General features: G+C 57.4%; 12 protein-coding genes. 10 read left to right on the top strand and 2 right to left on the bottom strand.

Annotated elements, in window-relative coordinates:
* Window positions 1-33: 33 nt before the first annotated feature.
* A complete protein-coding gene (locus L8H52_RS28795) occupies window positions 34-1494 on the bottom strand; it encodes an alanine/glycine:cation symporter family protein (RefSeq protein WP_242209894.1) in 1461 nt (486 codons plus the stop codon).
* Window positions 1495-1863: 369 nt separating this feature from the next.
* Here L8H52_RS28795 and L8H52_RS28790 point away from each other — a divergent pair, with 369 nt between their 5' ends.
* Window positions 1864-2478 (top strand): XRE family transcriptional regulator, encoded by a 615-nt coding sequence (locus L8H52_RS28790; RefSeq protein WP_347340762.1) that lies wholly within the window; start codon window positions 1864-1866, stop codon window positions 2476-2478.
* A gap of 36 nt (window positions 2479-2514) precedes the next feature.
* Here the strand turns inward: L8H52_RS28790 and L8H52_RS28785 are convergent, their stop codons facing one another.
* Window positions 2515-3411, bottom strand: a complete 897-nt coding sequence (locus tag L8H52_RS28785; RefSeq protein WP_242209892.1) for a LysR family transcriptional regulator — start codon at window positions 3409-3411, stop codon at window positions 2515-2517.
* 163 nt (window positions 3412-3574) lie between these two features.
* On the opposite strand from L8H52_RS28785, the gene L8H52_RS28780 reads away from it, so the two are divergent.
* The 9 genes from L8H52_RS28780 to L8H52_RS28740 all read left to right on the top strand — a co-directional run bounded on the left by L8H52_RS28780 (window position 3575) and on the right by L8H52_RS28740 (window position 14742).
* The gene (locus L8H52_RS28780) at window positions 3575-5065 is read left to right on the top strand and encodes an aldehyde dehydrogenase family protein (protein WP_242209891.1); all 1491 of its coding nucleotides are present in this window, start codon (window positions 3575-3577) and stop codon (window positions 5063-5065) included.
* Window positions 5066-5229: 164 nt separating this feature from the next.
* The gene (locus tag L8H52_RS28775) at window positions 5230-6513 is read left to right on the top strand and encodes an FAD-binding oxidoreductase (protein ID WP_242209890.1); all 1284 of its coding nucleotides are present in this window, start codon (window positions 5230-5232) and stop codon (window positions 6511-6513) included.
* A gap of 368 nt (window positions 6514-6881) precedes the next feature.
* The gene (locus L8H52_RS28770) at window positions 6882-8015 is read left to right on the top strand and encodes an ABC transporter substrate-binding protein (protein ID WP_064117213.1); all 1134 of its coding nucleotides are present in this window, start codon (window positions 6882-6884) and stop codon (window positions 8013-8015) included.
* Window positions 8016-8256: 241 nt separating this feature from the next.
* Complete coding sequence (locus tag L8H52_RS28765) at window positions 8257-9171, top strand: branched-chain amino acid ABC transporter permease (protein WP_008078282.1); 915 nt, start codon at window positions 8257-8259, stop codon at window positions 9169-9171.
* A 3-nt stretch (window positions 9172-9174) separates the two neighbouring features.
* A complete protein-coding gene (gene livM, locus L8H52_RS28760) occupies window positions 9175-10476 on the top strand; it encodes a high-affinity branched-chain amino acid ABC transporter permease LivM (RefSeq protein WP_242209889.1) in 1302 nt (433 codons plus the stop codon).
* Complete coding sequence (locus L8H52_RS28755) at window positions 10473-11345, top strand: ATP-binding cassette domain-containing protein (RefSeq protein WP_016985385.1); 873 nt, start codon at window positions 10473-10475, stop codon at window positions 11343-11345. The genes livM and L8H52_RS28755 overlap by 4 nt, the downstream gene beginning before the upstream one ends.
* Window positions 11342-12058 (top strand): ABC transporter ATP-binding protein, encoded by a 717-nt coding sequence (locus tag L8H52_RS28750; protein WP_007950655.1) that lies wholly within the window; start codon window positions 11342-11344, stop codon window positions 12056-12058. Before L8H52_RS28755 ends, L8H52_RS28750 begins: the two co-directional genes overlap by 4 nt.
* An 839-nt stretch (window positions 12059-12897) precedes the next feature.
* Window positions 12898-13662, top strand: a complete 765-nt coding sequence (locus L8H52_RS28745) for an SDR family oxidoreductase (RefSeq protein ID WP_007915905.1) — start codon at window positions 12898-12900, stop codon at window positions 13660-13662.
* Window positions 13663-13836: 174 nt separating this feature from the next.
* Window positions 13837-14742: a cation diffusion facilitator family transporter gene (locus L8H52_RS28740; RefSeq protein ID WP_242209888.1), complete on the top strand. Its 906-nt coding sequence runs from the start codon at window positions 13837-13839 to the stop codon at window positions 14740-14742.
* Window positions 14743-14828 lie beyond the last annotated feature (86 nt).

Raw genomic sequence — 14828 nt, 5'->3', positions numbered from 1 at the left:
GGTTTAACGACTCTGCATCTGTTCTAGCCAAGCCTAAGCAATCTGTTTGTTGATTTCCGGGGAGTCAGAGGACTCGCCAAGTTTCATTGTGCTAGAGCGGCAAGCCAGCGGTGGCCACGCCACAGGATCAAGATCCAGATCAAGAAATAATTTTGAATCGAAAATGGGTGTCTCGACTCCGGCGCGGCGTTGGTTATCATAATCACGCAAGATGCGCAGGCATATCTTGAAAAGCAACGCCATCGTGATCAGGTTGGCGAGTGCCAGTAACGTCATGGTGATATCTGCGAAAGCCAGAACAGTGGAAAGATCTTCGACCGATCCCCAGAACACTAGAGTCAACACTAGGCCACGATAGAGAATCAGCACTTTACGGGGTTCGGCAAACATGAACCGCAAACTGTTTTCTCCCAGGTAGTAGTTGTAAAGCATTGCCGTGAATACAAACAACGCAAGCACCACGCTGATAAACATTCGTCCCCATTCTCCTACAACCGCTGCCAGCGAGTTTTGTGCCAGAACGATCCCGTCATCTTCAAGGCCCAATGTGTAGAAACCGGACAGCAAAATCATTAGTGCAGTGCATGTGCAGATCACGAATGTATCGATGAAAACACTCAGTGCTTGTACGACGCCCTGTGCAACTGGATGACTGACCTTCGCTACTGACGCAACGTTAGGCGCACTACCCAGTCCTGCTTCGTTGGAAAATATCCCGCGTCTGACACCCATGATAATTGCACTGCCAATCAGACCGCCAAGCGCCTGATCCAGACCGAGTGCGCTTTTGATAATGGTCAGCAGCATTGTCGGAACTTGATCGAGCTGCAGGATCAACACGTAACCCGTCACGCCGATATAGGCGAGAACCTTGAGAGGAACCAAAAGGTCGGCAACTGCTGCTATGCGCTTTATCCCGCCGATAAGGACAACTCCCAGCATCAACGAAAGTGCCAGTCCTGACCTCATGGGGGGCAGGCCAAACGCATCCTTTAGCGAGTGAGATACTGCATGGGACTCGAGACCGTTGATTGCAAATCCGAAGGTCACCAGCATTAATACAGCCGCTATTATCCCGAGCCAGCGTTTGCCCAGACCGTGCTGGATGTACCAACACGGCCCTCCTCGATAGAGACCGTTTTCGTCGCTGCGTTTATAGAGCTGACCCAGCGTGCATTCGAAAAGGCTGCTCGACATACCCAAAAGTGCGGTCATCCACATCCAGAATACGGCGCCGGGGCCACCCATGCTGACGGCAATCCCGACCCCAACGATATTGCCGGTGCCCACGCGTCCGGCGAGACTGAGTGTGAGTGCCTGAAATGAACTCAATTGATGGCTGCCTGCGCGCCAGCTTCCGTGTAATACACCGAACATGTGAGCGAAATATCTAATCTGGACAAATCCCGATCGGACAGTGAAATAGCTTCCCAGTCCAAGAACTAAAGGTATTAATACCTTGCCCGACAAAAAATCGTTGATGACGTCTAGCATTCAAAGCTCCTTGCTATATAGAGTGCTGGCGAATTAATGGTGCCGTCAGTCCTGAAGGCTTTCAGGTGTCGTAATATCCAGCCATATTTCATTCGGCGCAATTTCGCAAGTTGCTTAAAAGTGATGCGAGTTGCTGCTATGGTTGCCTCTTCTTGATTTTTGTTGGGTTACTGTATGTTTGAGTTTCTTCCGGCGAACTTGAGGCTGCTGTGCAGTCACTACAGATCTGTCGCGGAGGTTTGTAGGAAAATTCATATTAATCGTGGGCAATTCAATAAGTATCTTTGTGGGAAAAGTGTTCCGACACCTTTTAATCTCAAACGAATCTGCGACTTCTTTGGTGTGGAGGAAGTTGAGATCGGACTTCCAATGGATCAATTCATCAACCAGATTGGCGTGAAAGCCCGTAAGAATCAAGCCTTGGGCGAGGTAACTGCGCCGCAGATAATGCATGAGCATCTTCGTCAAAAGTCTTCAGCGGAACTGAGAGCCCATATCGGTTATTACCACGAGTATTACCATGCAATGACTGACCCCGGCTCCATTCTGTGTTCGCTTGTGCATGTTCGGGGGGAGGGGGATGACGTCGTCTACGAGAGAAACGAGCGCTTACAGATTGCCGGGACGAGGGAAGATTTTGAACGGTATCAATATCTGGGTGTTGCTTATTACCTGCGGGATCGCTTGTTTTTCATCGATTATGAGTCACTTACCTCCAACGAAATCAGCCAGACCATTCTCATCCCAAGTTTTAAAAGCTGTATTACACGGCTCAATGGTTTGAAAATAGGGGTTTCAGCTGCGGATCATCGTGCTCCTGCGTGCTCTAGAGTTGTCTGGGAGTATCTCGGGCAGGAAATCAATCGCGTCGATGCCTATCGACGCGTTCGGTTGTACAAGCCTGATGATTGCGCTATCGATGACGATCTACGTGCGCGTCTGGCCCAGGCTCAGGTTGTTGAGGGCCTGTTTGTTATCGCCTGATAGGTTTTCCCTGTAGAAGCGAACAAATGCAGGGGATCAGGAATGGTCGATCTGCTCCAGCATCCATTTGACGAAATCGCGCACCTTCGGCACTTCCGCCGCGTGTTCCGGGTAGGCCAGGTAATAGGCGTCGGAACTGGGCATTGCATGCTCCCAGGGAATGACCAGTTTGCCGTCGGCCAATTCCTCTTCCACCAGAAATCGCGGTAACAACGCCACACCGCAGCCAACCTGCGCGGCGCGAATGCACATATAAAAGGTTTCGAAACGCGGCCCGTGGTAGCTGTGTTCGGTCTGGTAACCCTGACTGTCGAACCAGTCGTGCCACGCCTGCGGGCGCGAGGCATTTTGCAGCAGAACCAGATCGGTGAGTTGCGTCGGATCAGTGAATGGCGTGTCGGGCAGGCTGCCCGGCGCGCAGACTGGCACCAGCTCTTCGCCGAACAACTTCAGGCATTCAGTGCCGGGCCGTGAGCCCTGACCGAAGTAGAACGCCAGATCACTGCGCCCTTGCAGCAGATCATCCGCTTCCTGTTCGTTGCACAAATCCAGATGGATCGACGGATGGCGCAAGCGCCAGCCTTTCAGGCGCGGTACCAGCCAGCGGGCGCCGAAGGTCGAGGGCGTAGAAACACGCAGGACTTCGGTTTCGCCGCCGTAGGAACGCAGGTAGTGCGTCGACATCTCCACCTGCGAGAGGATTTTTCGTACTTCAACCAGGTACAAATCCCCGGCCGGGGTCATCTGCAAACGCCGGCGCACGCGGCGGAACAACAAGTGCTGCAACAGCTCTTCAAGCTGTGCGACCTGTTTGCTCACCGCACTCTGAGTCAGGTTCAGTTCCTCGGCAGCGCGAGTGAAACTCAAGTGCCGGGTTACGGCCTCGAAACACTGCAGGGCGGTGATCGACGGCAAGTGGCGTTTGTTCAGCATGGCTGATCCTTTTCTTGTCTTTCTATGCCCAGCATGAATAAACGGAATGATATCTCGCGTAAAGGTCGTTTGTTGACTCGCCATTGTGACGCTACAACTAAAGGCCTGCCCGGTCGCGAAAAAGCGCCCGCACACATTCAGTTTTTTGCTTGAGGAGTGACCCATGATTGCCGCATTGCTTGATCGTCTAGGTGTGAACCCGGCCCTTTATCAGAACGGCAAAGTGCCGGTGCATTCGCCGATCGACGGCAGCCGTATCGCTGCGGTCAACTGGGAAGGCCCGGCCGAAGTCGAGCAGCACATCAGTCGCGCAGATCATGCATTCGAGCTATGGCGCAAAGTACCGGCTCCGCGTCGTGGCGAACTGGTGCGTCAATTTGGTGAAGTGTTGCGTGAATACAAGGCTGATCTCGGTGAGCTGGTTTCCTGGGAAGCCGGCAAGATCACTCAGGAAGGTCTGGGTGAAGTGCAGGAGATGATCGACATCTGCGACTTCGCTGTCGGTCTGTCTCGCCAACTCTACGGTTTGACCATCGCCTCCGAACGTCCCGGCCACCACATGCGGGAAACCTGGCATCCACTGGGCGTGGTCGGCGTGATCAGCGCGTTCAACTTCCCGGTGGCGGTGTGGGCGTGGAACACCACGCTGGCGCTGGTCTGCGGTAACCCGGTGGTGTGGAAACCGTCGGAGAAAACCCCGCTGACCGCATTGGCCTGTCAGGCACTTTTCGATCGCGTGGTGAAGAATTTCAGCGATGCCCCGGCGAATCTTTGCCAGGTGATTATCGGTGGCCGTGATGCCGGTGAAGCATTGGTCGATGATCCGCGTGTCGCCCTGATCAGCGCCACTGGCAGCACGCGCATGGGCCGTGAAGTGGCACCGAAAGTCGCTGCACGTTTTGCCCGCAGCATTCTGGAGTTGGGCGGCAACAACGCGATGATCCTCGGCCCAAGCGCCGATCTCGACATGGCGGTGCGCGCTATTCTGTTCAGCGCCGTCGGTACCGCCGGCCAGCGCTGCACCACGCTGCGTCGCTTGATCGCCCATGAATCGGTCAAGGAAGAAATCGTAACTCGCCTCAAGGCTGCTTATTCGAAAGTACGCATCGGCCATCCGCTGGAAGGCAATCTGGTCGGCCCGCTGATCGACAAGCACAGTTTCGAAAACATGCAGGACGCGCTGGAGCAGGCGTTGAGCGAGGGCGGTCGGGTGTTTGGCGGCAAGCGCCAATTGGAAGATCAGTTCCCGAATGCTTACTACGTGTCGCCGGCGATTGTTGAAATGCCGGAGCAGAGCGATGTGGTGTGCAGCGAAACCTTCGCGCCGATTCTGTACGTGGTTGGGTACAGCGATTTCCAGGAAGCGCTGCGCCTGAACAACGCGGTGCCGCAAGGGTTGTCGTCGTGCATCTTCACCACTGATGTGCGCGAGGCTGAGCAGTTCATGTCGGCGGTCGGCAGTGATTGCGGCATCGCCAACGTCAACATTGGCCCGAGCGGCGCCGAAATTGGCGGTGCGTTTGGTGGCGAGAAAGAGACCGGTGGGGGGCGTGAGTCCGGCTCGGACGCATGGCGCGCATACATGCGCCGTCAGACCAACACCGTGAACTATTCGCTGGAGTTGCCGCTGGCGCAGGGCATCACCTTCGACTGACAGGTGGAGATCCCTCCTTGTGGGAGCGAGCCTGCTCGCGAATACAGTGGGTCAGTCGACATAGATGTTGGCTGATTCGCCCCTTTCGTCGGAACGCCGCCCGGAGCAAGCTCGCTCCCACAGGATCAGCACTGTGTTTGGCAGGTTTCTGTTGGAGTCTGGCAATGCCGTTACGCGAAGAATGTCTGTGGGAAACACTCACGCCGCAAAGGCCGGATAACACCGCGCTCAAGGGCGAAGTCAAAGTCGATGTCTGCGTGATCGGCGCCGGGTTCACCGGGTTGTCGGCAGCGCTGCATCTGTTGGAAAAAGGCAAAAGTGTCTGCGTGCTGGAAGCTCATCGCGCCGGTCACGGTGGTTCCGGACGTAACGTCGGGCTGGTCAACGCCGGCATGTGGATCCCGCCGGACGAGATCGAGGCCGGTTTCGGTGAAGCGGTCGGCAGTCAGCTCAACCGCATGCTCGGGGCGGCGCCGGCGCTGGTCTTCAGCCTTGTGGATAAATACAACATCGATTGCCAGTTGCGCCGCGAAGGCACACTGCACATGGCGCACAACGCCAAGGGCGAGGCGGATCTGCGCAGTCGTGAACAGCAATGGAAACGCCGTGGTGCGCCGGTTGAACTGCTCACAGGCAAGGCGTGCGAACAGGCCACCGGTACGCAAAAAATCGCCGCTGCGTTGCTCGATCGCCGCGCTGGCACGCTTAACCCGATGGCTTATGTCACCGGGCTAGCCAACGCAGTGATCGGTCTCGGCGGGCAAATGTTCGATCACTCCCCGGTCACTCGCCTTGAGCGTCAGGGCGCGAACTGGTCGGTGCAGACCGAGCAGGGTTCGGTGCTGGCCGAGCAAGTGGTGATCGCCTCCAACGCCTACACCGAAGGCGACTGGACCGAACTCAAACGCAACTTCTTCCCCGGTTATTACTATCAGGTCGCCTCGGTGCCGCTCACTGACGACGCCGCGCAGGAAATCCTCCCGGGCGGGCAGGGCTCGTGGGATACACGGCAGGTGCTGAGCAGCATCCGCCGCGACAAAGAAGGGCGGTTATTGCTGGGTAGCCTGGGCAACGGCAATCAGAAACCGACGTGGTTTCTCAAGGCCTGGGCCGATCGCGTGCAGCAGCACTATTTCCCCAATCTGAAGCCGGTCGAATGGGAGTGCACCTGGACCGGGCGCATCGCATTCACCCCCGATCACCTCATGCGCCTGTTCGAACCGGCGCCAGGACTGGTGGCCGTCACTGGCTACAACGGTCGCGGGGTCACAACCGGGACCGTAGTCGGCAAAGCCTTCGCCGACTACCTGTGTAACGGCAATCCGCAAGCGCTGCCGATTCCCTTCGCACCGATGCAGCCCCTGGCCGGCGTGGGCTTGCGCAGTTGTTTGTATGAGGCCGGATTCTCGCTGTATCACGCGGGCCAGTGCCTGCGCATCGTGATTTGAGTGTTGAAATATGTTGCCGGAAGCGGCGCTTTTCAATGCAGCGACTAGCCTGTAATGGTGCGGGTTGTAGCAGTCCCGCACCAGCAGTGTGCAGTTCGGTGACGCGGGCTGTTACAGGCTGGTTGCACGTTGTTTGGCGCCGCGGTTGCAATGATGGCGCGTGCGGGTTGCGCCTGAAAAAACAAATGGTTTCACCTTCCGCGGTTTAGACGGTTGCACGCCCAATGAAAATGGGAACGAAACAGTCGAAATAACAAGAAAGCAGCGACTTTTTGAAGAATAAAAAACCGATGGCACGGCCCTTGCTCTGAGCATTCAGTGAAGTGAAGTCGCAGTGCCAACTAAAAAAAACCTTGGAGCACCACCTCATGTCCCAGACGTTTTACAAGAAAGGCTTTCTGGCCCTCGCAGTGGCTACTGCGTTGGGCGTTTCTGCGTTTGCTCAAGCTGATGTGAAAATCGGTGTAGCGGGTCCAATGACTGGCGCCAACGCAGCATTTGGCGAGCAGTACATGAAGGGTGCACAGGCAGCGGCGGACGCGGTCAACGCGGCAGGCGGCGTCAACGGGGAAAAAATCGTACTGGTCAAGGGCGATGACGCCTGCGAACCGAAGCAGGCCGTGACGGTCGCCAAGGACCTGGTCAACCAGAAAGTCGCTGGCGTGGTCGGTCACTTCTGCTCTTCTTCCACCATTCCAGCCTCGGAAATTTATGACGAAGCCGGTGTGATCGCGATTACTCCGGGTTCCACCAACCCGCAAGTGACCGAGCGCGGCCTCAGTGCCATGTTCCGTATGTGCGGGCGTGACGACCAGCAAGGCATCGTCGCCGGCGACTACATCGTCGACGTGCTCAAAGGCAAAAAGGTTGCCGTGCTGCACGACAAGGACACCTACGGCCAGGGCCTGGCGGATGCCACCAAGGCACAGCTTGAGAAACGCGGCGTGAAGCCGGTGTTGTATGAAGGCCTGACCCGTGGCGAGAAAGACTTCAGCGCCGTGGTTACCAAGATCCGCGCTGCGGGTGCCGACGTCGTCTATTTCGGCGGCCTGCACCCGGAAGCCGGTCCACTGGTCAAACAACTGCGTACCGAAGGGCTGAAAGACGTCAAGTTCATGTCCGACGACGGCATCGTCACCGACGAACTGGTGACCACTGCTGGCGGCCCGCAATACGTCGACGGCGTGCTGATGACCTTCGGCGCCGACCCACGCCTGCTGCCGGAAAGTAAAACCGTCGTCGATGCCTTCCGCAAGGCCGGCACCGAGCCAGAAGGCTACACCCTGTACGCCTACGCTTCGGTTCAGACCCTGGCGGCCGCCTTCAACGGTGCCAAGTCCAACAGCGGCGAGAAAGCCGCCGAGTGGCTGAAAGCCAATCCGGTGAAAACCGTCATGGGTGAAAAAGCCTGGGACAAGAAGGGCGACCTGAAAGTCTCCGACTACGTGGTGTACCAGTGGGACGCGACTGGCAAATATCACCAGCTGGAAAAACAGAAGTAAGGGCTGACGCGATCAGTTGATCCCCCACCGATCCAATGTGGGAGCGAGCCTGCTCGCGAAGACGGAATGACTGCCAACACATGTGTTGAATGATCGACCGCTTTCGCGAGCAGGCTCGCTCCCACAGGGACGGTGTGGGATGGGCTGATCGTGGCTGACATTGCTCCGACGTAAATCTGTATTTTTCCTAGAAGAACCGCACATTACCGGTGTGCAGGTTCTCACTGCGTGAGATTGCGTTATGGATGGTATTTTCCTGCAGCAACTGGTCAACGGCCTGACCCTCGGGTCGGTCTATGGCCTGATCGCCATCGGCTACACAATGGTCTACGGCATCATCGGCATGATCAACTTCGCCCACGGCGAGGTTTACATGATTTCTGCTTACCTGGCGGCAATCAGTCTGGCTCTGCTGGCGTACTTCGGTATCGAATCCTTCCCGCTGCTGATGCTCGGCACTTTGATCTTCACCATCGTCGTCACGGCGGTGTATGGCTGGGTCATTGAGCGAGTCGCTTACAAACCCCTGCGCAACTCCACCCGACTGGCACCGCTGATCAGCGCCATCGGTATTTCCCTGATCCTGCAAAACTATGCCCAGATCAGCCAGGGCGCCCGCCAACAAGGTGTTCCGACGCTGCTCACCGGCGCCTGGCGCGTCGACATCGGTACCGGTTTCGTTCAGCTCACCTACACCAAGATCTTCATCTTGGTGGCCGCATTCGTCGGCATGGGTCTGCTGACTTACGTGATCAAGTACACCAAGCTCGGCCGTATGTGCCGCGCCACTCAGCAAGACCGCAAGATGGCCTCGATTCTGGGGATCAACACCGACCGCGTTATCTCTTACGTGTTCATCATCGGTGCAGCCATGGCGGCACTCGCCGGTGTGCTGATCACCATGAACTACGGCACGTTCGACTTCTATGCCGGCTTCGTCATCGGCATCAAGGCGTTCACTGCGGCGGTACTCGGCGGGATCGGTTCGCTGCCGGGCGCGATGCTGGGCGGGATCATCCTCGGTATCTCCGAGTCGCTGTTCTCCGGCCTGGTCAACTCCGACTACAAAGACGTGTTCAGCTTCTCGCTGCTCGTACTTGTTCTGGTCTTCCGGCCGCAGGGCCTGTTGGGCCGTCCTCTTGTGTCGAAGGTGTAAGCGATGTCTTCAACCACCAAAAAAAGCATTGATATCAAAAAAAGCCTGGTTGAGGCGATTCTGGCCGGCCTGATTGCCCTGATCGTTTTCGGGCCGATTGTCGGCGTCGTACTCGAGGGTTACAGCTTCAACCTTGAACCGACTCGCGTGGCGTGGCTGATCGGCATTGTCATGATTGGCCGCTTTGCTCTCAGCCTGTTCCTGCAAACGCCGAAGGGCCTGAAGATTCTCGACGGATTCGAGAGCACCGGTTCCGGTGTACACGTGCTGCCGGCCGATCACAAAACGCGCCTGCGCTGGATTATCCCGCTGCTGATTGTGCTGGCGATCATCGTGCCGTTTGTCTCCAACTCCTATCTGCTGGGCGTGGTCATCCTCGGGTTGATCTACGTGTTGCTGGGGCTGGGGTTGAACATCGTGGTCGGTCTGGCGGGTCTGCTCGACCTCGGTTACGTGGCGTTCTACGCCATCGGTGCCTACGGTCTGGCGCTGGGTTATCAGTACCTCGGTCTGGGTTTCTGGACGGTGCTGCCGCTGGCGGCGATCACGGCGGGGTTGGCCGGTTGCATCCTCGGTTTCCCGGTGTTGCGTCTGCACGGCGACTATCTGGCGATCGTGACGTTGGGTTTTGGTGAAATCATTCGCCTGATCCTCAATAACTGGTTGTCGCTGACCGGCGGCCCGAACGGCATGCCGGCGCCGCTGCCGACGTTCTTCGGTCTGGAGTTCGGCAAGCGGGCGAAGGATGGCGGGGTGCCGTTCCATGAGTTCTTCGGCATCGCCTACAACCCGGACGTGAAGTACTACTTCATCTACGCGGTGTTGTTCCTGGTGGTGTTGGCCGTGCTGTACATCAAGCATCGTCTGGTGAAGATGCCGGTCGGTCGAGCGTGGGAAGCCCTGCGCGAAGATGAAATCGCCTGCCGCTCGATGGGCCTCAACCATGTGCTGGTCAAGCTTTCGGCGTTCACCATCGGTGCGTCGACGGCGGGTCTGGCCGGGGTGTTTTTCGCCACCTATCAAGGCTTCGTCAACCCGACCTCGTTCACCTTCTTCGAATCGGCGTTGATCCTTGCCATCGTCGTCCTCGGCGGCATGGGCTCGACCATTGGCGTAGTGATCGCTGCGTTCGTACTCACCGTCGCCCCGGAGCTGCTGCGCGGCTTCGCCGAGTATCGCGTGCTGCTGTTCGGCATCCTGATGGTGTTGATGATGATCTGGCGACCACGCGGGCTGATCCGCATCAGCCGTACCGGGGTCACTCCACGCAAAGGTGCCATTCACTATGAGAGGACTGCGCCATGAGTGAAGTCGTACTCTCTGTTGAAAAACTGATGATGCATTTCGGTGGCATCAAGGCCTTGAGCGATGTCAGCCTGAAGGTCAAACGCAACTCGATCTTCGCCCTGATCGGCCCCAACGGCGCCGGCAAGACCACGGTGTTCAACTGCCTGACCGGGTTCTACAAGGCCTCGGGTGGCAAGATCGAACTCAACGTGCGCGGCCAGCAGACCAACGTCATCCAGTTGCTGGGCGAGTCGTTCAAACCGACCGACTTCGTCTCGCCGAAGTCATTCCTCAGCCGCATGTACTACAAGATGTTCGGCGGTACGCACTTGGTGAACCGTGCAGGCCTGGCCCGAACTTTTCAGAACATTCGCCTGTTCAAGGAAATGTCGGTGCTGGAAAACCTGCTGGTGGCCCAGCACATGTGGGTCAACCGCAACATGCTCGCCGGCATCCTCAATACCAAGGGCTATCGCAAGGCCGAAAGCGATGCGCTGGACTGCGCGTTCTATTGGCTCGAAGTGGTCGATCTGGTCGACTGCGCCAACCGTCTCGCCGGTGAACTCTCCTACGGCCAACAGCGTCGTCTGGAGATCGCCCGAGCCATGTGCACGCGGCCACAGATCATCTGCCTCGACGAACCGGCCGCCGGCCTCAACCCTCAGGAAACCGAAGCGCTGAGCGCGATGATCCGGCTGCTGCGCGACGAGCACGATCTGACCGTGGTACTGATCGAACACGACATGGGCATGGTTATGAGTATTTCCGACCACATCGTGGTGCTGGACCACGGCATCGTCATTGCCGAAGGCGGACCTGAAGCCATTCGCAACGACCCGAAAGTAATTGCCGCCTACCTGGGCGCCGACGAAGAGGAGCTGGTATGACGCAACCGATCCTCGAACTCAAAGACCTCGACGTGTTCTATGGCCCGATCCAGGCGCTCAAAGGTGTTTCGCTGCAGATCAATGAAGGCGAAACCGTCAGCCTGATCGGCTCCAACGGTGCCGGCAAGTCAACGCTGTTGATGTCGATCTTCGGCCAGCCACGGGCGGCGGGCGGGCAGATTCTTTATCAAGGCGTCGACATCACCCACAAGTCATCGCACTACATCGCCTCAAACGGCATTGCGCAGTCGCCGGAAGGGCGGCGGGTGTTCCCCGACATGACCGTCGAGGAAAACCTGCTGATGGGCACCATTCCGATTGGCGACAAGTACGCCAAAGAGGACATGCAGCGCATGTTCGAGCTGTTCCCACGGCTTGAAGAGCGGCGCACCCAGCGGGCTATGACCATGTCTGGCGGTGAGCAGCAGATGCTCGCCATTGCCCGGGCGTTGATGAGCCGGCCGAAGTTGCTGCTACTCGATGAGCCGAGCCTGGGCCTGGCACCCATTGTGGTGAAGCAGATTTTCGCGACCCTGCGCGAGTTGGCGAAAACCGGCATGACCATTTTTCTGGTCGAGCAGAACGCCAACCATGCGCTGAAGCTGTCGGATCGGGCGTATGTGATGGTCAACGGCGAGATTCGCCTGACGGGCACGGGTAAAGAGTTGCTGGTGAATGAGGAGGTGCGTAACGCCTATCTGGGCGGGCACTGACTTTTCCAGCGTCAAACACAGCCCCGGCGACGCAAGTCCCGGGGCTTTTTTACATCTCAAACCCTCCTCAACCCCCTGTGGGAGCGAGCCTGCTCGCGAATGCGGTGTATCAGTCACTTGATTGTCTGGATATGCCATCGCTTTCGCGAGCAGGCTCGCTCCCACAGTTGAATTGTGCAGATTCCAGAATTGTGGAAAACAAATTCCCCAAGCTGCCAAAGCGCGACATATAGACGCTGCAAATGGCTGTTTTTCCACAGTTTTGACTTGTCCCCGGTTACTGTGGAGCTGGCTGTGAATAACGTGGGTGTATCTGGCTGCAGGCCATGTATTCCGTGGCTTGCAAGTGTGTGGTTGTTTTTTGATCAGGCGTTTTTGCGGAAGCTGAAGGCGTCGTTGTCAACCTTTTTATGGGCATGCTCTCTTAGGCAATTCGATGGCAACAGGCCTGTGGATAAGTCTGTGATTAAACTCTGGAAAGACTGCGCTGAGGGCCGTAATGACTGGCCTCGCGCAATCACCTTGCTGACTTCGCCGTCGTGCAAAATGCCATCTCCCGCACATCTGCCACTTCAGGGTCAAGCAAAAAACTTTCTATTTCGCCCGCAAAGCCTTGTGTGGCGCGGCTTTGCGCATTTCCAGTTGCCCCCGGAAACTGTGGAAGGGACTGTGGATAACATGCGTGCACATGGCTACAGGCCACGGTGGCTATGGTGTCGGCGGGTTTGGTTGTTTTTTGTACAACTTGTAGCAGTTGCCCGTGAGTGCCGGGGCGGGCATGCTGCCTGCTGATTTTCTATTCCAAGGGCTGCCCCGGCGGCCGAAGCAAGGAGAACACGATGTCCAACACCCTGTTTATCACCGGCGCGACGTCCGGATTTGGTGAAGCCTGTGCCCGCCGTTTTGCCGAGGCTGGCTGGAAACTGGTGCTGACCGGCCGTCGTGAAGAGCGTCTCAATGCGTTGTGCGCCGAATTGTCGAAACAGACCGAAGTGCATGGTCTGGTGCTCGATGTGCGCGATCGCAAGGCCATGGAGGAGGCGATTGCCAATCTGCCGCCGTCGTTCGCCAAGCTTCGCGGGCTGATCAACAACGCAGGTCTGGCATTGGGCGTGGACCCGGCGCCGAAATGCGATCTGGACGATTGGGACACCATGGTCGACACCAACGTCAAAGGCCTGATGTACGCCACGCGCCTGCTGCTGCCACGCCTGATCGCCCATGGTCGTGGCGCCGGCATCGTCAACCTTGGCTCCATCGCCGGCAACTACCCGTATCCGGGCAGTCACGTGTACGGCGCGACCAAGGCGTTCGTTAAACAGTTCTCGTTGAACCTGCGTTGCGACTTGCAAGGTACGGGCGTGCGGGTCAGCAACATCGAGCCTGGATTGTGTGAAAGCGAGTTCTCGCTGGTGCGTTTTGCTGGCGATCAGGAGCGTTACAACGCGACTTACGCCGGTGCCGAGCCGATCCAGCCGCAGGACATCGCTGAGACGATTTTCTGGGTGATGAATGCGCCGGCGCACATCAACATCAACAGCCTGGAACTGATGCCGGTGAGCCAGACCTGGGCGGGTTTTGCCATTGAGCGGAACAAGGCTTAAGACCGTGTTGAAGCCATTCGCGAGCAGGCTCGCTCCCACATTTGATCGCGGTCTCGTGTGGGAGCGAGCTTGCTCGCGAAGGGGCCGTCACAGGCCATAAATCCCGTTAAGGTAAACTCCCCTCGCAACAACCGAACCGCACCCCGCGGTTTTCAAGGTTTTCGAGGAGTCAAAGTGAGTAACCGAGGTGAGCAGGCACTGCTCAAACAATCGACCATTCTGATGTTGGCGGTGGCGATTGCCGGGATCGTCACCGGTTTTGTTTCAGGTTCGCAATCCATCCTGTTCGATGGTTTTTTCTCGCTGATCGCAACGTTCATCAAAGTCCTGATGCTGATCACCGCCAAGCTGATCGCCAAAGAAAGCAACCACCGTTTCCAGTTCGGTTTCTGGCATCTGGAGCCGATGGTGCTGCTGATCGAAGGCAGCTTCCTGATGTTGATCGCGATCTACGCGTTCCTGAACGGCGTGTTCGGCATCATCAACGGTGGCCGCGATATCGAGTTGGGCCTGGTGATCATTTATGCCGCGGTGTTTACCGTGGTCGAGTTCGCCTACTTCTTCTACGTGCGTCAGCGTAACCGCAAGCTCAAATCGAGCCTGATCCAGTTCGACAACATCAGCTGGCTGGTGGATGCGATGCTGTCCGTGGGCCTGTTGATAAGTTTCCTTGCGGCGTTGCTGCTTAAGTCTCAGGGCTATGGCCAGTGGGCGGTGTATGTCGACCCGCTGATTCTGATCGTGCTGGCGCTGACCATGTTGCCGCCAGCGTTCAAGATCCTTGGGCCGGCCCTACGCGATGTGCTGGGGATTGCGCCGGACACGCTGAATGATCAGGTACGCCAGGTGATGGACGCGGCGAAAGCCGAGCACGGTTTCGACGATTACGTGTCGTACGTGCAGAAGCACGGGCGGGCGCGGTTTATCGAGATTCATGTGGTGTTGCCGGCGGATTATGCGCTGAGCCATGTCGGCCAGCTGGATGCGTTGCGCGAGGAGATTTCGGCGAAGCTGGGCAAACCGGATGCAGCGCGCTGGCTGACCATCAGCTTCACCGGCGACAAGAAGTGGGTCGCTTGAAGATCATGTAACGTCTATTCGCGAGCAGGCTCGCTCCCACATTGGAATTGCGCCGAACACACTATTTGTGAGCAGCACAAATCAAC

This window comes from Pseudomonas sp. CROZ-RG-20F-R04-15 (assembly GCF_022662375.1).
In the GTDB taxonomy this organism is placed as follows: domain Bacteria; phylum Pseudomonadota; class Gammaproteobacteria; order Pseudomonadales; family Pseudomonadaceae; genus Aquipseudomonas.
The sequence above is the reverse complement of the archived record's forward strand: the minus strand, read 5'-3'. Positions and strand labels throughout refer to the sequence as shown.